This is a genomic window from Pedobacter miscanthi, assembly GCF_003315595.1.
Classification (GTDB): Bacteria; Bacteroidota; Bacteroidia; order Sphingobacteriales; family Sphingobacteriaceae; genus Pedobacter; species Pedobacter miscanthi.
On record NZ_QNQU01000006.1, the window covers coordinates 196075 to 218802 of the forward strand.

21 protein-coding genes are annotated in these 22728 nt (G+C 38.1%); 4 read left to right on the plus strand and 17 right to left on the minus strand.

Annotated elements, in window-relative coordinates:
• Positions 1–132: 132 nt before the first annotated feature.
• Together DRW42_RS09085 and DRW42_RS09090 are read right to left on the minus strand one after the other, a co-directional pair.
• Complete coding sequence (locus DRW42_RS09085) at positions 133–1287, minus strand: acyl-CoA dehydrogenase family protein (protein WP_113948506.1); 1155 nt, start codon at positions 1285–1287, stop codon at positions 133–135.
• Between the two features lie 343 nt (positions 1288–1630).
• Complete coding sequence (locus DRW42_RS09090) at positions 1631–2530, minus strand: ComEA family DNA-binding protein (RefSeq protein WP_113948507.1); 900 nt, start codon at positions 2528–2530, stop codon at positions 1631–1633.
• Positions 2531–2625: 95 nt separating this feature from the next.
• On the opposite strand from DRW42_RS09090, the gene DRW42_RS09095 reads away from it, so the two are divergent.
• The 4 genes from DRW42_RS09095 to DRW42_RS09110 all read left to right on the plus strand — a co-directional run bounded on the left by DRW42_RS09095 (position 2626) and on the right by DRW42_RS09110 (position 6745).
• Complete coding sequence (locus DRW42_RS09095; RefSeq protein ID WP_113948508.1) at positions 2626–4377, plus strand: lysophospholipid acyltransferase family protein; 1752 nt, start codon at positions 2626–2628, stop codon at positions 4375–4377.
• Positions 4378–4704: 327 nt separating this feature from the next.
• Positions 4705–5901, plus strand: coding sequence for a hypothetical protein (locus DRW42_RS09100; RefSeq protein ID WP_341866227.1), 1197 nt, complete (start codon positions 4705–4707; stop codon positions 5899–5901).
• A gap of 137 nt (positions 5902–6038) precedes the next feature.
• Complete coding sequence (locus DRW42_RS09105; protein ID WP_113948510.1) at positions 6039–6314, plus strand: hypothetical protein; 276 nt, start codon at positions 6039–6041, stop codon at positions 6312–6314.
• Positions 6315–6442: 128 nt separating this feature from the next.
• On the plus strand, positions 6443–6745 hold the full coding sequence (locus DRW42_RS09110; RefSeq protein ID WP_113948511.1) for a hypothetical protein: 303 nt from the start codon (positions 6443–6445) through the stop codon (positions 6743–6745).
• 62 nt (positions 6746–6807) lie between these two features.
• Here DRW42_RS09110 and DRW42_RS09115 read toward each other — a convergent pair whose 3' ends face one another.
• From DRW42_RS09115 to rpsT, 15 genes are all read right to left on the minus strand, one after another.
• A complete protein-coding gene (locus DRW42_RS09115; protein WP_113948562.1) occupies positions 6808–8319 on the minus strand; it encodes an Ig-like domain repeat protein in 1512 nt (503 codons plus the stop codon).
• Between the two features lie 38 nt (positions 8320–8357).
• Positions 8358–11165, minus strand: a complete 2808-nt coding sequence (locus DRW42_RS09120) for a TonB-dependent receptor (RefSeq protein WP_147243699.1) — start codon at positions 11163–11165, stop codon at positions 8358–8360.
• A gap of 111 nt (positions 11166–11276) precedes the next feature.
• Positions 11277–11792 (minus strand): Mpo1 family 2-hydroxy fatty acid dioxygenase, encoded by a 516-nt coding sequence (locus DRW42_RS09125; RefSeq protein ID WP_113948513.1) that lies wholly within the window; start codon positions 11790–11792, stop codon positions 11277–11279.
• Positions 11793–11930: 138 nt separating this feature from the next.
• Positions 11931–13502 carry a ribonuclease Y gene (gene rny, locus DRW42_RS09130; protein ID WP_113948514.1) on the minus strand — a complete coding sequence of 524 codons (1572 nt, stop codon included), beginning with the start codon at positions 13500–13502 and terminating at the stop codon, positions 11931–11933.
• A 352-nt stretch (positions 13503–13854) separates the two neighbouring features.
• Positions 13855–14145, minus strand: a complete 291-nt coding sequence (locus tag DRW42_RS09135; RefSeq protein WP_025143281.1) for a cell division protein ZapA — start codon at positions 14143–14145, stop codon at positions 13855–13857.
• A 33-nt stretch (positions 14146–14178) separates the two neighbouring features.
• Positions 14179–14469, minus strand: a complete 291-nt coding sequence (locus tag DRW42_RS09140) for a hypothetical protein (protein WP_025143282.1) — start codon at positions 14467–14469, stop codon at positions 14179–14181.
• Positions 14470–14500: 31 nt separating this feature from the next.
• Entirely contained in the window at positions 14501–16900 is a 2400-nt protein-coding gene (gene pheT / locus DRW42_RS09145) for a phenylalanine--tRNA ligase subunit beta (RefSeq protein ID WP_113948515.1), read from the minus strand.
• Between the two features lie 133 nt (positions 16901–17033).
• Positions 17034–17228, minus strand: coding sequence for a hypothetical protein (locus DRW42_RS09150; protein WP_113948516.1), 195 nt, complete (start codon positions 17226–17228; stop codon positions 17034–17036).
• An 18-nt stretch (positions 17229–17246) separates the two neighbouring features.
• Positions 17247–17441, minus strand: coding sequence for a hypothetical protein (locus DRW42_RS09155; RefSeq protein ID WP_113948517.1), 195 nt, complete (start codon positions 17439–17441; stop codon positions 17247–17249).
• Between the two features lies 1 nt (position 17442).
• Positions 17443–18837, minus strand: coding sequence for a radical SAM protein (locus tag DRW42_RS09160; RefSeq protein ID WP_113948518.1), 1395 nt, complete (start codon positions 18835–18837; stop codon positions 17443–17445).
• Positions 18838–18842: 5 nt separating this feature from the next.
• Positions 18843–19607 (minus strand): prolipoprotein diacylglyceryl transferase, encoded by a 765-nt coding sequence (locus DRW42_RS09165; RefSeq protein WP_113948519.1) that lies wholly within the window; start codon positions 19605–19607, stop codon positions 18843–18845.
• Positions 19608–20447, minus strand: a complete 840-nt coding sequence (locus DRW42_RS09170; protein WP_113948520.1) for an endonuclease/exonuclease/phosphatase family protein — start codon at positions 20445–20447, stop codon at positions 19608–19610.
• Between the two features lie 101 nt (positions 20448–20548).
• The gene (gene radC, locus DRW42_RS09175; protein ID WP_113948521.1) at positions 20549–21247 is read right to left on the minus strand and encodes a RadC family protein; all 699 of its coding nucleotides are present in this window, start codon (positions 21245–21247) and stop codon (positions 20549–20551) included.
• A 76-nt stretch (positions 21248–21323) separates the two neighbouring features.
• Entirely contained in the window at positions 21324–22388 is a 1065-nt protein-coding gene (locus tag DRW42_RS09180; RefSeq protein WP_113948522.1) for a TlpA disulfide reductase family protein, read from the minus strand.
• Positions 22389–22461: 73 nt separating this feature from the next.
• Positions 22462–22716 carry a 30S ribosomal protein S20 gene (rpsT, locus tag DRW42_RS09185; RefSeq protein WP_056871313.1) on the minus strand — a complete coding sequence of 85 codons (255 nt, stop codon included), beginning with the start codon at positions 22714–22716 and terminating at the stop codon, positions 22462–22464.
• Between the last annotated feature and the right edge of the window lie 12 nt (positions 22717–22728).

A 22728-nucleotide genomic window follows, 5' to 3' on the forward strand; every position in this document is an offset into this window, starting at 1 on the left:
ACAAAAAAAATCCGGAGGCTGTTAAACCGTCCGGATTACTCATAATATATTTGGTTTTAATAAGGTTTGAGGCGTAAGGTTTAGGGTATAAGGCTCAACGCATATAGCTTAAACCTTCTACCTTAAAACCCTCTACCTTGACAATATTTCTCTGGCAATTACAATCTTCTGGATTTCAGAAGTCCCCTCGCCTATTGTACATAATTTACTGTCGCGGTAAAATTTCTCTACCGGGAAATCTTTGGTATAACCATAACCGCCAAATATCTGAACGGCGTCTGTTGCTACCCTTACCGATACCTCCGAGGCAAAATATTTAGCCATGGCCGATTCCTTGGTCATAGGCAAATGCCTGTTTTTTAAATCGGCAGCCTGGCGGATCAATAGTTCTGCGGCTTCAATTTCCGTAGCCATATCGGCCAGTTTAAAACTGATGGCCTGATAGCTCGAAATCGGCTGACCAAATTGCTGGCGTTGTTTCGAATATGCTACTGCAGCATCAAAAGCACCTTTGGCAATCCCTAAAGCCAATGCAGCGATAGAAATCCGCCCACCATCCAAAACTTTCATGGCCTGTTTAAAGCCTTCGCCAACATTGCCCAGCAAATTGGCTTTGGGTACGCGGCAGTTATCAAAAATCATTTCGGTGGTTTCTGATGCACGCATGCCCAGCTTATTTTCTTTTTTCCCAGCTGTAAAACCAGGTGTACCACGTTCTACCACAATTGCCGAAATCCCTTTCGAACTCCCCTGCTCCCCTGTTCTCACCATCACCACGGCAATATCACCGCTTTTACCATGCGTAATCCAATTTTTGGCACCGTTTATAATATAGTCGTCGCCATCTTCAACCGCAGTGGTCATCATCCTCAAAGCATCCGAACCTGTATTTGCTTCGGTTAGGCCCCAGGCACCGATCCACTCGGCTGTTGCCAGTTTAGGCAGCCACCTTTGTTTTTGCTCTTCGTTGGCGAAAGCCAAAATATGTCCGGTACACAAAGAGTTGTGCGCGGCCAATGATAAACCGATTGAACCACAAACACGGGCCACTTCTACAATCACATCAACGTATTCCTGATAGCCTAAACCCGAACCACCATATTCTTCGGGCACCAAAACACCCATTAAACCCAATTCTCCAAGTTGTTTAAACAATTCGATCGGGAAATGCTGTGCCTCATCCCAGTCCATAATATTTGGACGAATGTTTTTCTCAGCGAAATCGCGGACCATAGCCCTTACACTTTGCTGAGTTTCTGTTTCTGAAAAATCGAAGCTTACGCTCATTAATTTTATATTTTAAGTTAGTTAGGGGCAATTATAAACAATTATTTGATAGATAATTACCATTGAATATTTGCATAATTACAGAATGAAATGGTATTCGGTTCAATTAGTTTATCGGCTAATTTTAAAGCCTGAAAATAACTGAAAAAGATTTTTTTATTTTTTTTTGTAAAAATCTGTCTAAAATTAAAATGGTGCTTATTTTTTTACTGAACAAATAACCGGTGTTTATTTGCTACTACCTAGGAATCGTCCCGATGGGACGATCTAAGCAAGCTCCTTTGTCATCATGAGCACAGCGAAGGATCTTTGCCTGAAGATAACTTTTTTCCAGCAGAAGTACCTAAAAAGAAATATAAGGTGTTATTTTATCAATTACCTGTTGATTTAAGATCACTACTTTTTTCAAATCGGCTATTCCGGAATAATTACCATGTTGTTTGCGATAATTAATAATGGCGTTGATCTGTTTATAGGATAGATACGGATTGCGTTTTAAATCGTTAAAAACTGCAGTATTAATATTAATCGTTTTTAAAGGAACATTACTAATCGAAACCTGATCTTTAATTCCGGCGTACTTCACAGAATCGAGGCCATAAACCTCCATTAACTGCTCTTTTTTATAAAAACCGCCCAGGCGTTCACGATATTTGATGATCCTGCTGGCAAAAGCGCCCCCGATTCCTTTTATTTCATCAAGTTGTGCTGAATCTGCCTGATTGATATCCACAATTACGGCTGCTTTTTTAGCATATTCCTTTTTTTCAAAAGGCAGATATTTTTTTGAGGTGTTTAAATCCTGATCAGCAATTTTAACATAAGGCAGTATTCTTTTATACACCTCCGGAGAAATGGTGTACATTTTCTGCAAATCTTCCGGTTTGTAAAATTTACCTCCTTTACCGGTATAATTAATAATTGCATTTGCCTGCTTTGGTGATAATCCTAAAGCCTGCCAGCCGCTGGCATCTAAAGTATTCGGATCGAAATTAAACAGTTTAACCGTTTTTTTTGGATAATCATTTTCAATGTGGTCGCGTATATTATCAGCATATTTTTCATCCGCGACGGTTATTTTCTGTATCTGTGCTAAAAGATCAGGATCATCTTTTTCTACCGGCCGGGTATAACCATATATAATAGGTATGGCTTTTAGTATCAAAATAATCAATGCCAGAAACAGCAGTCCGTTGAACTCACCTTTACTAAAACCGAAGTATTTATTGAGCCAAATTCTCATTGATGTGATATGACATGTGTATTATAAATATAAATCTTATTTTTGGGATTGCAAAACTGAGCAGGTTTTGCCTATCAACAACCTAAGAATTTTATATGAAGATCATAACGACATCTGAATTTGCAAAAGCAACGAAGATAGATAAGCTAGGTGTACCGGGTTTGGCAGGTTTGATGATGGAGATCATGAAACTGAATGATATTAACGACGTATTCGCTCAAAATCAACACTTTAAGGGTTTAGAATTTGTAGATAAAATATTGGAAACCATTGGCGTTTCTATCGAATTTGATGATGATGATTTAAACAGTATTCCTAAAACAGGTCCGTTTATTGCTATTGCAAACCACCCTTATGGCGGGGTAGAAGGATTGGCTTTGGTTAAACTTTTATGTACCGTTAGGCCCGATGCTAAGGTGATGGTAAACTTCATCCTGAAAAAAATACCCAACCTTGATGAGTTTTTTGTTGCAGTTAATCCTTTCGAAAATGTACAACATTCATCAAGCATCAGTGGTTTAAAAACAACTTTCGATTTACTTAGAAACGGAACGCCGATCGGAATTTTTCCTGCAGGAGAGGTTTCTACCTTTAAACTGGATGCACAGCAGGTAACCGACAGGATGTGGCACCCGGTGGTAGGAAAACTGATTGCAAAAGCTAAAGTACCGGTTGTTCCGATCTATTTCCATGGCAACAACGGTGTTTTCTTTAATATTTTAAGTTTTATACATCCAACTTTACGTACGGCAAAACTGCCATCGGAGTTTTTAAATAAACATGGCCGCACCATTAAAGTGAGGATTGGTAAACCGATTGCCATTTCCGAAATCTCGCACATGAACAGCAGCAATAAGCTGATGGACTTTTTAAGGGCACGTACTTATGCATTGGGCGTTGGGCTGGATACCGAGAAAAAACTTTTTAATCCGTTAAATTTATTCAAGATTAAAAAGAAACCGGTTGAGGTAATTGAAGAAACTTCGAGGGTTCTGATTAAAGGTGAGGTTGAAAAATTAGAAGATTTTAAAGTATGGACGGAGAAAAACTACGAGGTATATATTGTTCCGACCTTAAAAATTCCTAATATTTTAAGGGAAATCGGCCGTTTACGCGAAATCACTTTCCGCGAGGTTGGCGAAGGAACAAACAAAAAAATCGATCTTGACAACTACGATATTTACTACAACCATTTATTTATATGGGATAAGGATCTGGAAAATATTGTTGGAGCCTACCGCATTGGTAAAGGTGATGAGATTTTAGAAAGCATGGGCCGCAGGGGTTTTTATCTTTCGGAGCTGTTTAAAATGAAAGACCAGTTTTACCCGATGTTAAGACAGGGAATTGAGCTTGGCCGGTCGTGGATCAGAAAAGAGTACCAGGGTAAACCGCTTCCGTTATTTCTGTTATGGAAAGGGATTTTAAAATACCTGATCGATAACCCGCAGTACCGTTACATGTTCGGGCCGGTAAGTATCAGCAACAATTTTTCTAAATTTAGTAAGGCTTTAATTGTTGATTACATTACCAAAAACCATTTCGATTATGAAATGGCGAAATATGTTAAACCTAGAAATAAATTTAAGGCTGATTTATTGCCGATTGCCACTGATACCCTGGTTGACAGTAGCGAATCTTTCAAGGATTTAGACAGCATTATTGGCGATATCGAAAACTCGCACATTAAAATCCCGGTATTGTTGAGGCAGTATATGAACCTGAATGCGAAGATTATCTCTTTCAATATTGATCCTAAATTTTCAGACTGTCTGGATGGTTTCCTGGTGGTAGATACACATAATATTCCACCAGAAATGCTGGAAAAACTCGGCAAAAACCTATAATTTAAGGCAATAAAAAAACCCAGACATCCATCTGGGTTTTTTATTATCAACTAACCTAAACTTTATAAATACTAACCAAATATTTATGCCACAAAAGTATGGTGGGCTTGTTAAGCTGGTATTAATGAAATGTTATTTATAGAATATTTAATGTTGCTTTTTTTTCCTGACCACCTTTTTTCAACAATTTTATTTTAAAACAGAAAAACAGTTAACAGCCTTAGCCATGTTAATTTTTTATTAATCGCAACCCGCTTGTTAACATAAACAAATTGTTGCTTTTAGGTTAATTATAGGTAAATTTAATGTAACCAAATATAGTGCGGTTTGAAAGGAGCGATTTACATATTTTCTTTGTGTGCGTGCATGATGATGGCTACCATCAACGTTAAGGGACAGAACCATTCTTTCGATTTTTACAATGGCACTTTTAATTTCAGAACCGATTCTACTATCAATATTCCGGTATTAAAAACGGCCAGCGCAACTGAAGTTTCAAAATTTTACCAAAAAGCATCAGCTGGTAATTACGATCCGTTGATTTCAGCACTTAAAAATTATCAGGAAAAATATGATTTGAACGACTGGATCTACTATCAGCTGATCCGTAGAACGGCAGAGGAGATCAGTCCAAAGGCCGAAAATTATTTTCGTTATACGTTATACAAATGGTTTCTGCTCAGCAAATGTGGTTATGATGCGAGAATTGCCGTTGGCAATGAGCAGGTTATATTTTATGTGAGGAATGAGGAGGATATTAACGATATCCCTTCCTTTACAATCGATGGAAAAAAATATATGTGCCTTAACTATCATGATTATGGCAAACTTTTTAAACAGGCTAATGCCTACATCCCGGTCAAAATTTCAATCCCCGAAGCCAAAAATCCCTTTTCGTACAAGGTTACGCGCATGCCTGATTTTAAACCTGAAAGTTATGAGGAAAAAGATATCGAATTTAGTTACCGTCAGAAAATCTATCATTTTAAGCTGAAGGTAAACGAAGATGTGCAAACGATATTTAAAAACTATCCGGGTGTAGATTTCGAAAGCTATTTTAATATTCCTTTAAGCCGCGAAACTTATAGTTCGCTGATTCCCATTTTAAAAAATAATTTAAAAGGTATGGACCAGAAGAAAGGTGTTGACTATTTAATGCGTTTTACCCGCTATGCTTTTCTTTACGAAAACGACGAACAGAATTTCGGGATGGAAAAAAGACTTTCGCCGGAGCAAACCCTGTTAAATAAGTATAGCGACTGTGACGACAGGGCCGCCCTGTTTTTCTACCTCGTAAAAGAAATCTACAACCTGCCCATGGTTGCCCTGCTCTACCCTACCCACTTAACTATGGCCGTACAATTTGATAAGCCAGTTGGCGAATTTATTGTTTATAACGGCAAAAAATATTCCTTTTGCGAGCCAACACCACAAAAAGAAAACTTAAAAATCGGCCAGGTTTCTGCCGAGCTGAAAAATACCAGATACGAAGTGGTTTATGCCTATGAGCCTGTTAAACGATGAAATGCCTTAAAGCAGGTTAATTTTACATTAATTTAATGTTAAGTAAATGTTATCTTATTAAGAATAAGTTATAACTGACCGCTATTTACAGTATTTTTATTTTTAAACTAATGTTTAAAATTTAAAAAGATATCCTTATGCCTGCAATCATTTATACCGTTTTAAAAGAATTTTTCGTTGAGATCCATCAACATCAGGTAAAGGCAAGAATCATGTCGCCGGTTAACAACGACAACGTTTTTGTGTTTCAAACCAGTTTATATTACAAAAGCAAAAGCGACTCCGATCCCAATCAGCCAGCCTCAACATTTACCTCTTATGCCAATGCAGAAAGGCATTTGCTACAGTACCTGGAAGAATTTCAGAATACGATTGATCTTGGAGGCCACGTATCAGAAGGGACCAAAATATAACTATCAATCAATGATTTAATACTCAAAATATTTTATATGTTAACTCAATTTCAGCAAGTTAACATAATCATAATATTGATTTAATTTTTCGATAACATATCTTTGATGAAATCCCCATGTTATTTCAAATGAAGAAGAATAAATCAAAGTCAGGAAACCATTCAGCAGGCAAGAAAGTACGTAAAGAGTTAGAATTAAAGTTAGCCACAGCTTTCAACGAAGTGATATCAGCCTATGGAAAAGCAAAAAAAGCAGAAAAATTAATCGAGAAATTTGCCAAACAACTGGCTAAAAAAGTAACTGTTTCAGCTACCAGCGATTCGATTGAACCATTTATTAAAGAAGAAAAAGCTGCACCTCCTAAAGCAAAAGCGGTTAAACCTGTTGCGGCAAAAAAAGCAAAAACAGAGGTTAAAGAGGAAACTGTATAAAAAAAAGGAAGCCGTTTCAACAATCAGATCGAAACGGCTTCCTTTTTAGTTCTATTTAATGCTTAATATACATTGGTTTGAGGCGTAAAATTAGCCCAACCCGTTGTCCAGTCTGTAGTACCAAAAGCACCTCGGTAAGTTACCGTTTCAAAACCAGTAAGTCCTGTAAAGCTTGCACCAGCCAGTAATATCGATCCAGTGTTTAAGGTAAATTTAGGTGTTGCACCTAAATCGAAAATGGTACCATCAATACCTAGATCTTCCCATTTCGGATAAGTTTCGTTTGCAAATGCAGCTGTTTTAAACCAAACATCAACTGCTTGGGCACCTACATTACCAGTTGATTTAATTTCAACACCAATCGGATTCGGGAAAGTTATGGTACCACCAGTACCATAACCATTTGCTCCCCAACCATCTACACCGGCAAGTACGTTGTTTTTAAGCACCAATTCGCCAGCTGCCGCATTGGCCAAAGTTGTAGCACCATCGATAAATAAGCCATTTGGATAGGCTGTAAATACCGAATTATAGATTTTGATCTTATTATTTCTTCTCAAATGCATTGCGTTTTGAAATTGAGTTGAAATTGTTTTGTTCCTGTCTTTTTTAGGGCCAATAATGGTAACGTTAGAGAACTGAGGAGATGTAAAAGGTGTAAGACTTGAACCTGCACCATCGTTATCTACCTCGAAACCGTTCGAACCTGATTGATCTGCAGAGTTTGCATCACGGATACCGATAGCGAACTGTACTGTACCACGGAATCCGAAATCAACGTCAAAATCGTCATCTAAACCACGGTAAGCGATTAAATGTTTTGCATTAACCGTGCCACCGAACCACTCAAATGCATCATCTAAACCGTAAGAACACTGCACATAATCAATCACTGTTCCTGAACCTACTGAACCCATTGTTAAAGAGTTAACTTCCTGGTTTGGATTTATCGGTGTACCAGCATAATCAATTCTTACATATTTTAATACACCTGAGTTATCGGCATCGTTGGTACCACCGTGCCAGCCACCATAAGCACCCTCTAATTCCGCTTCGCCACCTGGCTGGTTATTAACAGCTTTTCCGCATATTACCACACCACCCCAGTCACCCGGCTCGCGTAAGCCTGTACCACGCTCTGAAGTAAAAATAATTGGTTGTGAAGCAGTACCTTCGGCAATAATCTTATTACCTCTTTGTACTACCAAAGTACCTTTTGTTTCCCTGTCGCCGATAATTACCGTGCCTGCTTCAATTGTTAGAGTAACACCTTCTACAGCTGCTAAACCGCCGCTATTTTTGGCATCTCTACCAACCCTTACAAAACCATTAAGTCGGTAGATGTTATTTTTAGTCCATGTTGTATTAGTCGTAATGTTACCGCTTGCCACCTCCACAACAGGTTTGGTAAATCCAGTTGTAGGATTAGGGGTTGTTCCTGAATTCGATCCTGCCTCATTGTATTCAATGATGGTAGTTTTTTTACATGAACTAAAAATTAAAGTTCCGGCCAAAACAAACATCATTGTTTTAAGGGCGTTTGTACCAAATTTTGGCTTGTAAAGCTTTTTCATATTCATTTTTTTGTTTTTTATATCCTTAAATGTTTTTATTAAAATACTTTGTAAGAAAGCGTTAAGCCAAACTGGCGTCCGCTTTTATATTGTACTGTTACCTGATCTGTTGATTGATCGAATTTACCGTCCTGGTTTCCATCCTGCATCAATGTAAAATTCTGGTTCAGCAGGTCGTTAAAGTTGGCTTTCAACGATAGTTTATTGGTAAAGTTTTTAGTTACAACTAAATCGATCACATTACGTGGCATTTCATATATATCCCTGATTACATCTGTACCTACAAATGCAATGCGCTTACCGGCAACGTTATAAAGCAGGTTAACCTGAAATTTAGATTTGATGTTGTTATAAAATATTGCGGTATTGATGATATAAGGTGATTGTCCTTGCATTGGGCGGTTATTAGATTGCCCGTTTGCATCGCTGCCATTAAATGTTACTTTACTGTTAATGTAAGATGCGTTTATAAGAAGGGTAATATCATTCAGAAAATTTGAAGAGGTAATACCGGCTAAAGATTTACGCATTTCTAGTTCTACCCCAACATTTCTTACATTCTGTGCATTATTGAATGTAAATGATTGTGCATTCGAACCCGAAACAGCTGTCATTTCGATAGCATCTTTAAACTTTTTGTAAAAACCAGAAATACTGATTAGCTCACTTGTTGAAGGATAGAATTCGTATTTAACATCATAGTTATCAATTTTGGCCGTCTTTAAATTACGGTTACCGGCAACGTTAAAGTTTTGGTCGAAATCATAAAATGAAAAAGGCGCAATTTCTCTAAACTCCGGTCTGTTAAGCGTTTTTCCATAAGCCAACCTGAAAAGTGATTTTTCACTGAGGTTATATTGTACGTTCGCAGAAGGCAGTACCCTTGTAATGTCGTTATCTATATTTACAGGGCCGCCGGTATCAAAACTATTCAGTTTTTGAACGTTGTTCTCTACCCTTGCACCAGCAACGATAGTTAACTTATCCTTATATGGTAAAATGAAGTTGGCATAACCTGCAAAAAGTTTGTTAGATGCATCATAGTTATCATAAGGATTTGATTTTTCATCCAGTCTTATCCCCGTAGTGGTATTGATATTTTTCCAGTCGAAAAGTTCTTCTATAGTGCCTTTTAGTAAAGATTGATCAAACTGAAGCGAATTTGCCCTCACATATCCGATATTTCTTGATGAAAATGATCTTTGTTTATCTTCATAATAACCCCCAATTTTTACCGATGGCTTAAAACTTTCCGATTTTGGGGCTAATGCCTGTTCAACATTAAATGCACCTGTTTTAATGTCTTCATTCATTTTTGAATAAAATCTCCCCAAAAATTCAGGCTGTGCACCTCCGGTAGGTACAAAAATGTTATATGTTCCATCACCGTTATCTAAGGTTCTGTAGCGTGAATAATCTGGCTGATCCCTGAAAGATTTACTGTAACCGGCTACCCAGTCGAACTTGGTATTTTCGTTGTTAAATTTGTGGTTACCCGATAACTGGCCCGAATAAATACCGCGGTATAACACATTTGAGGCATAATTGGCATAAGCCTGTTGTTTTTCTGCACCTACACGGCTAACATACTGTGATGTACTTAACTGGTTGTAAAGGTTTTTAAATTCGAAAGTATTGTTATTATCTAATTTAAATGCCCAGTTATGCACTATTCCTAAACGTACATTATAGGTATATTGATCGTCGTTATACCTGTAGTTTTCTTCAGCAATTTTAGAAACCGGATCATAAGCTTCATAATTCCCCCTGAATACCGCATTATTTGTTTTACTGTTACTATAGGTTATTGCGGTAATATTTCCTAACAACTTATTATTGATGTTGAAACGTTTACTACCATAAATGTTTAGTTTTTGATCTAAATTAGCTGTATTCTCATCCGGCACCCAGTTATTTCTAAGTGCATGTCCGGCAGCATTTAGCTTGCTTGCGTTAACATTATTTAAATTTGAAGGAAAGTTAACTGGTAAATCATTATCTCCTGTATTAAAACCAGTGAAATACAAGTTTCCGGTGTTTGTTCTCTTAAAATTTTTGAAGGTAGCATTTTCACGGTAAGAGGTACCATAATCGATTGTTAAACGGTCATCGTCGGGGATGCTCTTTAGGAAAACTTTTACAACACCACCGGCAAAATCCGCTGGGATATCAGCAGAAGGGCTTTTGTAAACCAATACACGATCTATCTGGTTACTTGGGATCAGATCGAAAGAAAACGAACGCACATCTGTTTCCAAACTGGGCGCCGTTACATTGTTTAACTGAACGTTATTGTAACGTTCGGCTAAACCGCGGATGTTTATAAAACGGTTATCAACAATAGTAATACCGGGAACACGTTTTACAACCTGTGCAGCATCAGAATCCCCTGAGCGTTGGATGGTTTGCGAGGAAACACCATTTGCAATTGACTGCGATTTTTTCAGTTCAGCCAAAAGAGATACCTCCGTACCTGTTTTTCTGGATCCCGTAATTACAACATCATTAAGTGTAGACTGGTCGTCTTCCATAACAACATCGATAACTGTTGTTTTTCCAGGGGTAACCTTTACATTTGGTATTACCTGTTTTTTAAAGGAAATGAATGAGAAACTTACTTTATAAGTTCCCGCTTTCACCGTATTTAAGGTATAATTTCCATCTGCATCACTGGTAGTGCCAATTGATGTTCCTTCTATCAGAACAGATAAGCCTACCAATGTTTGACCTGTAGATTTATCCGTTATTTTACCGGAAATTTTTCCTGTTTGCGCATACGAAAGTACGCTGACCGTCAGAGCGAACACAGTAAGTGCTGCTCTTTTAAAAGAGTTTAGTAATTCCAATTTGCCTTTATTTGATAAGGGCAAAAATATTACCGCAGTGTTAACAGTAAGTTAGGTGTTAATTAATGTTACTTTACCTTAAAGTTAATTACAGGTTAACCGTTTTTATGATCAATACCGGATACCCGTCTTTTTACAGATGAAGTGCAATAACCAGATGGGACCGATTAACAGGAATTTAACATCATCTAAAAACGATGGTTTTTTCCCTTCAATTTTATGTCCGATAAACTGACCAATCCAGGCAGCTACAAATATTGCAGCATAAATGAGATAAGCGGTTCCACTGCCCAAACCAACGGCCTGTTCTATTTTTACAATGATATAACTCATTAAGCCTACTACCCAAATCATCATGAAAAACAGTACGGGAGATAAAGTGAAATAATAATATAAGCTAAAGGCCAAAAGAAATGAGGCCCAGTTAAAAAAGCCATTATAACTACCCAAAAAACCGATATGCGGAAAAGGAATCTGCCAAACCAAACCCAATAAACTGAATACGATTAATGGCACACAAATCCAGTGGACCAGTTTGTTGGTGGGATTTTGGTGACTTTCGGCGTACTTATCAAAAAGTAAATCTACCGGACGTTTTGGTTCGATTTGGATGGTTTGCTTGCTCATTATGTAAAAATAAAAAAAAGCGATGGAATATCCATCGCTTTATATTTTGTTTATTAAACCCCTCGTCATGCTGAATTCATTTCAGCATCTTTTTTGCTGTTAAGACCCTGAAATAAATTTAGGGTGACGACTTGCTGATTACTTCGCAAAAGCTACAGAACGGGTTTCCCTGATTACGGTAACCTTGATCTGCCCAGGATAAGTCATTTCGGTTTGAATACGGGTAGAAATATCAGCAGCTAAAAGTTCTGCCTGAGCATCAGTAATGCGTTCGCTTTCTACAATTACGCGTAACTCCCTACCGGCCTGGATAGCAAAGGTTTTTTCTACACCAGGATAAGATAAAGCCAGTTCTTCGAGGTCTTTTAAACGTTTGATATAACTTTCTACTACCTCACGGCGTGCTCCCGGACGTGCACCTGAAATGGCATCGCAAGCCTGGATGATCGGAGAGATCATAGAAGTCATCTCGATTTCATCGTGGTGGGCACCAATAGCATTACAGATTTCCGGGTGTTCTTTATATTTTTCGGCCAGTTGCATACCTAAAATTGCGTGTGGCAACTCAGGATTATCATCAGGCACTTTACCTATATCATGCAGTAAACCGGCACGTTTGGCCATTTTAGCATTTAAGCCAAGTTCTGCCGCCATGGTAGCACAGAAATTAGCTACCTCACGCGAGTGATGCAGCAGGTTTTGTCCGTAAGACGAGCGGTAACGCATACGACCAACCATACGGATCAGCTCCGGGTGTAAACCGTGGATCCCCAGATCGATTACGGTACGCTCGCCGATTTCTACAATCTCATCTTCGATCTGTTTTTTGGTTTTGGCTACAATTTCTTCAATACGAGCCGGGTGGATACGGCCATCGGTTACCAAACGGTGTAAGGCCAAACGGGCAATTTCCCTTCTTACCGGGTCGAAACCTGATAAAATAATGGCTTCAGGGGTATCATCAACAATAATCTCGATACCGGTAGCGGCTTCTAAAGCACGGATATTTCTACCTTCCCTACCAATAACACGACCTTTAATTTCATCACTTTCGATATGGAAAATAGAAACCGAATTTTCGATCGCTGCCTCAGTAGCAGTACGCTGAATGGTTTGGATAACTACTTTTTTAGCTTCTTTGCTTGCGGTTAATTTTGCTTCGTCAACAATATCTTTAACCTGCATCATGGCCTGTGTACGGGCTTCCTGTTTAAGGTTTTCTACCAGTTGCTCTTTAGCTTCTTCAGCAGAAAGGCCGGCAATGGTTTCTAATTGTTTAAGGTGCTGATTTTTTAATACTTCAACTTCTTCCTGTTTTTTAACAGCAAGATCTGTTTGTTTTTCAAGGTTTGCTTTTTGTTTATCAAGCTCCTGTTCTTTTTTATTGAAGTTTTCCATGCGCTGGTTCACCGATTGCTCTTTCTGCTTCATGGTGTTTTCGCGTTGGTTAATGCTGTTGTTCTTTGCATTTACTTCCTGCTCATGCTCAGCTTTTAGTTGTAAAAATTTCTCTTTGGCTTCTAAAAGTTTATTCTTTTTTAAAATTTCGGCATTATTTTCTGCGTCTTTTAAAATCTTTTTCACCTTGTTCTGTGCAGCAACTTCCTGCTGTTTAAGCAAGTTACGCAGGAGGAATCTTCCTACCACTACTCCGATAGCTATACCTGCTATTACGGCAAATACGTATCCTAATATTTCAACTATTTCCATTTTGTTTTTTAAGTAAAAAAAAACCGCAACTAATTTTTAAAGTCTCATACATTTTAAACCTCAACTAAGCATAATTAGGGTTTAAGCCATTTTCAGGTGCAAAGCAGATGAAATACGCCCTCTTAACCCTATAGATATTGAAGTGTTAAGTTTTATAAAATTTGAAACTCAAAAACTAGCTGCGGCTATATTTTTGTGCTAATATGTGTGATTTGCCATGCTGGCCAATGAAGCAAAGCGCACGGCGCATAGCGCAAGGCGTTTTAAAAAAATCCCCAGACATTCCGGAAGATCCTTCATTGCATCCGATAACTATCGGATCAGGACGACAAAAAAATATAAAGAACGAACCTTATTTTGAAAAGAAATTATTGAGTAAAACATCCAATTCTTCAACTTTATCGGCAACAGCAGTATCCTGGTTCTGTACTTTGTTTTCTGTTCTCAATACGGCGGTTGCGTAATGCAATACTGCCATAGAAAGAAGGTCCTGCTTATCTCTAACCGCATAATTATCCTGATAATCTTTTATGCGCTCGTTGATCATTTTTGCTGCCCGTCTCACAATTTCTTCCTCTTCCATATTCACCTTTAAAGGATAGATACGGTCGGAAATGGTTATTTTAATCGAGATTTCTCCCATTTGTTTAGCTTAGTTTCTGATTTTTCCGCATTATTATTTCTTCAATAATGCGATACTCTTATCAATCTCCCGCACAAAATCGTTAATTTTTTGCTTAATGTCAAGCGATTTTTCGCTCGTTCCCTCTATACTTTTGGCCAATTTTGTAACCCTGAGTTTTTCATCAAGTTCTACATTTTTGCCCTTCGCGGTATCGAGTGCAACTTTTAACGATTGATTTTCAAGCTTTAATAAATCATTTTCTTCCTGTAGCGCATTACATAACTCAATTACCTGAGCCGTTTTTTGTAATACTTTATCTAATTGATCTGCAACAGAAGTCATGAATTTATTTCTAAAAATACGAAATTATATTTTATTTCCTAATTTCTGCCCCAGCTTGTGCGGTTAAATTCGCAATCAGCTTCTGCATTGTACTTTCAATCTGTTTATCGGTTAAGGTTTGCTCCTCATCCTGTAAAATGAAATTCAACGCGTAAGATTTTTTACCTTCAGGCAGTTTATCACCTACATACACATCAAAAACACCTACTTCTTTTATCAGTTTTTTATCTGTTTTAAAAGCAATGCCTTTCAAGGTATCGAAAGTTACAGCCTGATCGATCAATAACGAAAGATCGCGGCGAACTGCAGGATATTTGGCAATTTCTTTATTTACAATTTTATTTTTCTTAACGATATCCAACAGGGTTGCCCAATCGAAATCGGCATAAAAAACTTCAGCATTTACGTCTGCTACTTTACGGTCGGCTTTAGAAACCGCACCGAAGCTTACCAATACTTTATCACCACGGAAATATTTAATTCCATAAGCAAAGTTTTCGTCGCTTAAAGCATCACTCTGGTAGCTTTCAATCCCCAAACGTGAAATAATGGCATCAACAGCCGATTTTAAATTATAAAAAGTAACCGGTTTGGCATTGTGGTTCCATTGTTCGCTTTGTTTAGCTCCCGAAACCAATAACAGCAACCTCGGGCGCTCTACATACTTTTCGTTGATTAAATGATAGGTTTTACCAAATTCGTAAAACTTTACATCGCCATTTTTACGGTTCTGGTTGTAAGCAACACTTTCTAAAGCCGGCATCAATAAATTCTGGCGCATTACATTTAAATCGCTGCTTAACGGATTTAAAATAAACACCGCCTCATCCAAATTTTTCGAATAAGCCGATTTGGTTAACGAGTTACACATAATTTCAGCATAGCCATTTGAAGTGAGCATATCTGCAATTACATTATGGGTATTTTCTCTCTCGGGCTTAACGCTATAAGAAAGTGAAGCATTTACCTTTGCAGGAATCTCGACATTATCATAACCATAAATACGCAATACTTCTTCGGTAATGTCGCATTCGCGGGTAACATCAACCTTAAATGATGGCACCCTTAGGGCCAAGGTATCGTCAGAAGTTTTGGTTGCCGAAATACCCAAAGCGGTGATGATGTGTTTAATTTCGGCCGAAGGGATATTTGCACCGATTAATTTATTGATGTTGGTATAACTTACCTCAAACTCGAACGGTTTAATGTGTGTTGGATAAATATCAGAAACTGATGAAGAAATTTCGCCGCCAGCCAGTTCTTTAATCAATAAAGCTGCATATTTTAAGGCTGTAACGGTAATTTCAGGGTCGGTACCGCGCTCGAAACGGAAAGAAGCGTCGGTTTTTAAACCATGCCTTTTCGAAGTTTTACGAACAGAAACGGAATTGAAATAAGCACTTTCGAGGAAAATATTTTTGGTAGCGCTCTCTACACCTGAAGATTTACCACCGAAAACTCCGGCAATACACATAGGCGCTTCGGTATTACAAATCATTAAGTCATCTGCACTTAATTTACGTTCTACATCATCCAAAGTTACAAAAGGTGTGCCTTCTGCCGCTTTTTTCACAATAACTGTACCACCGGCAATTTTATCGGCATCAAAAGCGTGCAATGGCTGACCTAAACCATGCAGCACATAGTTGGTAATATCCACAACATTATTAATCGGACGTAAACCGATTACCTTTAGTTTATCTTTTAACCACTCTGGCGATTCTTGTACGGTAACACCCGAAATGGTTACACTGCTGTAACGCGGGCAGGCTGCCAAGTCTTCAACCTCAACCGGAATAACCAGGTTTTCGTTATCAGTTTTGAAAGCAGAAAGATCGGGCATTTCATATTCACTTCTGAAATAAGCTGCCAAATCCCTGGCCACACCTAAATGCGAAGCAGCATCAGCCCGGTTTGGCGTTAATCCGATTTCGAAAACATAGTCATCGTCCATTTGGAAATGGTCTTTAGCACGGATTCCTACTTCGGTATCTTCGGCAAGGATCATAATCCCATCGTGCGATTTACCCAAACCAATTTCATCTTCGGCACAAATCATGCCCTGCGAAAGTTCTCCCCTGATTTTTGATTCCTTGATTTTAAATGGTTCGCCCTCTAAAGGATAAACGGTTGTACCTACGGTTGCTACCACTACTTTTTGGCCGGCACCTACATTTGGCGCGCCGCAAACAATCTGAAGGTTTTCTGCACCACCAACGTTAACAGTGGTAATGCGCAAACGATCGGCATTAGGATGTTGAATACAGGTTAATACTTCGCCAATAACCAAACCCTCAAGGCCGCCAACAACAGGCTGTACCTTTTCTACACTTTCTACCTCCAAACCAATATTGGTAAGGATTAAGGAAAGCTCCTGAGGTGTTTTATCGATCTGTACGAATTGTTTTAACCAGTTATATGATATTTTCATCTTTATAGTATCGAGTAGTGAGCGTCAGGTATCGGGACAAGCCCGAAGACACTCTAATTTTCTAAAATGCAAAGATATTATTTAAAGGGGAAAGGGGAAAGCTAAAACCACAATCTTAACGCAATAAAAATGACTAATGGCCAATATGCAGATTGGAAAGAATTACTGCGCATGCACCAGCCCCTATTACCAACATAATTACGGAGGCAATAACCAATTTTAATCCGGATTTCACAGGCTGATTTTTTGCTGCTTTGATGATCATCTGAATGATCCCCACTACAAATAGCAACACGGCCACTACCCAATATACGATAAAAAGTCCCATTAGTTTAAGCTGATATATTTAACTGTTGGCAAGCAATACGGCGCAGGCACCAAAACCGATGACTACCATAATTACCGAAATGATAATTAAGTTAAGCCCGGGTTTTACAGGTTCGTTTCTTGATGATTTAATGATAACCTGAATAATTCCAACCACAAAAAGTACTATTGCAGTGAGACAATAAATTACAAATAAGCCAAATAAACCACCCATATCAGTTCATATTTAATTTTTCTCTGATCAGATCTATTTTATTGTCGCGGTAAAAAATATTCATGGTTTCGAAAGGCACCATTTTATATTTATCGCTCACGATGTGCACACATGATTTTTTAACCGCACGCACATCAAAATCCAGCGGATCCATAAAGTTCATGATGATGATCCGGAATAAATTATCATAGCTCAAATTATCGGATTTTACCCTCGGCAGGCAGCACATCAGTTCGCCAAAGGTATCTTCTGCACAATCTACAGAAACTCCTGTACTAAACAAGTTGAGCATGTGTTCTTTCAATTTTTCATCATGTTCGAAAACGATGGTATTTTTCGAATTGTTCAGTAAATCTTCAGGATTAATCAAATGTGTCATCGGGATTACCTCATCACCGATTTTTAAGGCATAAGCCATGCACAGCGCATCTGGATTACAGGGCACAGGAATTAAATCCTGCGGGGTAAATGTGGGGCACTGCTCATAAATTTTTCTGCGCACTTCGGTTAGGGTAATCCTTCCCTGCTGATCGTTATAATCATCATTTCGTCCCGCAACCTGCGTAGGCTGAAAGGTTACACCACGAACACATTTCTGTTTTAATGCATAATCCAAAATATCACCAATTTCATGGTCGTTTAATCCATTTTGCAAGGTAACCACCAAAGTAGTAGATACATTGAACTGATTTAAATGATCAATAGCTTTTCTTCTTACTTCGGTAAGGTCTTCGCCACGTAATTTGGTTAATACTTCAGGACTAAAACTATCAAACTGCAGGTAGATCTCAAAATCGGGCATATAACCAGCCAATTTCTCCACAAATTTAATGTCTTTTGCAATCCTGATCCCATTAGTATTTACCATCAGGTGTTTAATAGGTTTTGTTTTGGCGAGGTCTAAAATCTTAAAAAATTCGGGATGTACCGTTGGCTCTCCTCCCGAAAGCTGAACCACATCGGGCTCACCCTCGTTGGCCACCACCACATCCATCATGCGCTCTATTTCGGCTAAAGTTCTATGCCTGCCGTAACTTGGAGACGACATGGCATAACAAGTTGGACAGGACAGGTTGCAGCGGTCGGTAACTTCAATTACGGTTAAACAGGAATGCTGTTCGTGGTCGGTACATAAACCACAATCGTAAGGACAACCATAATGCACTTTGGTATTAAACTTAAGCGGCATTTCCGATTGTTTGTTATAATTCCTGATCTGTTTATAATAATCTACGTCATCAGCAATCATTACTTTACTATCGCCATGTGTTCTGCAGTTTTTCAGCATAAACACCTTGGCGTCCTGAAAAACAATTTTCGCATCGCAAAGCTGTAAACATTCGGGGCAAAGACTTTTGGTATAATCGTAATAAATATAATCTCTGGTATTGGCCATGGTATTTATGGTTTAGCAGCTATCTTTTTAGAAATCCTGATGATGAATCTATAATAATAAATAAAAATAAACAATGCTGACCAATGAATACTACTTAAGTTTAAAAATAATGAATGATAAGGTTTTATAAATTCGATTAAAAAACGGAACAGGAAATACAATACCATCAATAATTTAAAGCGGTCGCCATTGATGAGTGTTTTATTTTTTAAACTGTTAAAAAGAAGAATCAAAAGGAGGAGGTAAACTATTTCATAAAGCATTATGGGGTGCCGGAGTATACCATCACCCAAATCCATCCCGGAAAAAAAATAGGTTGGAATGCCATAAGTTGGCTCATCAATGCCCATTGAAAAGCAACCGATCCTACCGATAATCAGTGCCACCAAAATGGGGATTACATAAATATCTCCGGATGCTATATTAACACCGATTATTTTTTTGATTAATTCTACACCGAACAGGCCACCAAGCAATCCGCCAATAATAGTTTTACTTTGATAAAGGACTGAAAAAGTTAGGTGATGGACTACTTCGGGGGTTTCGAGTACAGCAATTACCCGCGATCCGATTAATGCACCAACCATTGCCCCCAACATTATCCAAAGTCTGTTTTCATCAGAAATAGGATCTGAAATTCCCTTTTTATAATAGTAATACAGCCTAACGCCAACAATAAATGCCAGTGTTTCAAAAATATAGTGATAATGGTATTGTTCTCCGAAAAGTTCGAATTGAAAAGGAAATGGTGATGCAGATTTTAACAGCATTTATTTAAAGAATAAACGGCAAAATACAGGTAAATGATCAGAATAATACCTTTTATCTTTACTATCGGTTAAAACGGCAAACTTTTGCACTTTAAAACTTTTGTTCACAAAAATGTAATCGATACGGTCTTTCAGGTCGCTGTCGAAATGAAAACCGTTAAAAGTACCCGCCGGACCATAAAGTGGTTCTACAGAAACTTCCTTTGCATCGGTAAGGAAAGATTTGATGGTTGCAATGGCTTCAGTTTCGGGCGTTACATTTAAATCGCCGGTAAAAATAACAGGCAGGGCTGGTGCAATCTGCTGTATTTTCTGTTTTAGCAATTTAGCCGATTCAATCCTCGCCTGTACCCCAATGTGATCGTAATGGGTATTGAAAACGATAAACTCTTTTTTATTCAGCTTATCGTAAAGTTTAACCCAGCTACACACACGGTTTAAAGCAGCATCCCAGCCTTTTGAAGGTATATCAGGAGTTTGCGACAGCCAAAAAGTTCCGCCATCTTTTTTGGTAAAACGGTCTTTATCAAAATATACGGCAGAAAACTCGCCCTTTCTTTTACCGTCATCGCGACCAACTCCTACTACATCAAAATTGGAATTTTCGAGCAGGGCATCAAACTGCTCAGGCAGGGCTTCCTGTACACACAGGATATCGGCATCATGGAATTTTACAAGGGCTTTTACATTGTCTTTACGGTTTGGCCAGGCATTAACACCATCGGATGCTACATTTAAACGGATATTATAAGTAATGATATTAATGGGTACGGCCGTTTTCTGAGCGAAAGCAAAAACGGTTAACAAAAGAAAAACAGGGATGATTTTTAAACGATTCATAGTATAATTACATTTTTAATTCCGCCGGTTCGGAGGATTATCATTTTAAACTGCGATTATACTAAATTAAGGTTAATTGTATTTTAACAATCAAATATCTTTTAAATTAAGTCTTCATCCCGGTAACTATAATAGCGGTTGTTGGCAAAAATGACATGATCTACCACCTGGAGGGTAAGTAAATTACCCGAAGTTACCATATTCCTGGTGAGTTTATCATCACTTTCGCTGGGCTTTAAACTTCCCGAAGGATGGTTATGGGTAAGCACTATACTGGCGGCATTGTTCTCTAAAGCAGTTTTAAAAATGATTTTCGGATCGGCTATCGTTCCGGCCTGCCCTCCTTTACTGATCAGGAACTTACCGATAATACGGTTTGACCTATTGAGCAGCAAAATCCAGAATTCTTCATGGTTGAGGGTGGCGAAGGTATGGTGCATATACCTGTAAACATCGCCAGAGGTGGTAATGTGGGTAACCTCATCTTCGGGAACCTCTTTACGCCGCAAGCCAAGTTCCAGAGCGGCCATAATGGTTAGGGCTTTGGCTTCGCCGATGCCTTTAAACCTCGAAAGATCCTGTATGGATGCCTTTCCCAGCCTGGTTAAGTTGTGATCATAAAAGGCCAGGATTCTTTTGCTTAAATCAACAACTGTTTCTGTTTTACTGCCCGAGCCAATTAAAATGGCAATAAGTTCGGCATCGGTTAAGTGTCTTCTTCCATGCAATAAAAGCTTTTCACGCGGACGGTCTTCTTCTGCCCATAATTTTACGCCCAGTTTATTTTCGTATTGTTTCATTTTTTCAGACAAAAAAAAGGCGTCCCAACTTTTGGTTGGGACGCCTTTACTAATATCGTAAAAAATTCAGATCAATCTACTTTAATTTAGAAAAAATCTCGTTGAGTTTTTCTTCCAGTGCGCTACCTCTTAGCCCTCTTGCTAAAATCACCCCATTCCGATCAATCAAAAAATTATCGGGAATCGATCGAATGTTAAACATTTTGGCAAGCTCATTATTCCATCCACTTAAATCGGAAACATGAAGCCAGTTAAGTTTATCTTCTTTTATAGCATTCAGCCAATTCTGTTTTTTATCGTCAAGCGATACGCTCAAAATTTCAAAACCCATATCTTTAAACTTTTTATAGGCAGCTACAACAGCAGGATTTTCTTTTCTGCAGGGTATACACCAAGAAGCCCAAAAATCAATTAAAATATATTTCCCTCGTAATGATTGAATTGAGACTTTCTCTCCTTTAATATCATTTTGCGCAAAGTCGGGTATTTTTTCTCCTACTACAACCGCAACTGGTTTAATTGTTTCTCCATAAATATCTTTTCCTTCGCTTGTATCTTTAATTTCTGCACTGAGCGTTTGGTAGATCTGTTTAAGTTCGGCCTGAGTAAAGCTTCTTGCATTCCTTTTTAATATAACAGTAGCTGCTATCGTATTGGGCTGCGAAGCTAAAAAATTTAAGATAACTTTTTTAGCTGCAATATTTTTAGACGTTTGATCAATAATAGTTTTTGTTTGTTCAGCAATTACCACTGATACAGAATCAATTAATTTATCTGTTCGGCCTTTCTTTAAAAATTTGGTCTGCATGCTTAGGTAAACAAACTTACCGTTTTTTCTGGTTCCGGTTTTAGTTATGGTATCGAGTTCGATGGCAACATCACCGTCACCTAAATAAAAGGGATCGAGTGTCAGGCTTGTTTTACTTTTAAAATACACATAGGATAGCGTAGGTAAATCGACTTTTACATTGAAGGAAAAAGCCCCATTGTTAACGTTAGTTGAATCTTTTTCGTGGCCGTGCATCAGATATATCAAGCCATCGTACGCACATTTAAAGGCTCCTGTAACTGAATAAGTTTTTTGTGCAGAGACCCCCAATGCAATACAAAAGAAAAAGCCGAGTAGAAGAGAACGTTTCATCTAAAAAAATATAGATACAAAAAAACGGCCTAGGTTAATCCTATGCCGTTCCTAATATCGTAAAAAAATTGGCTTATTTTAAACCGTTAACGAATTTCGTTAATTTTGATTTATTGTTTGCCGCTTTGTTTTTGTGGATTACATTCTTTTTAGCTAAACGATCTAACATAGAGATTACTTTAGGCAATAAGTCAGATGCAGTTTTTTTATCTTCTGCAGCACGTAATCTTTTGATGAAAGTACGTGTAGTTTTTGCCTGATATCTGTTACGTAAACGTTTTGTTGCGTTTGCTCTAATTCTTTTTAATGAAGATTTATGATTTGCCATTTCTATTTAGCC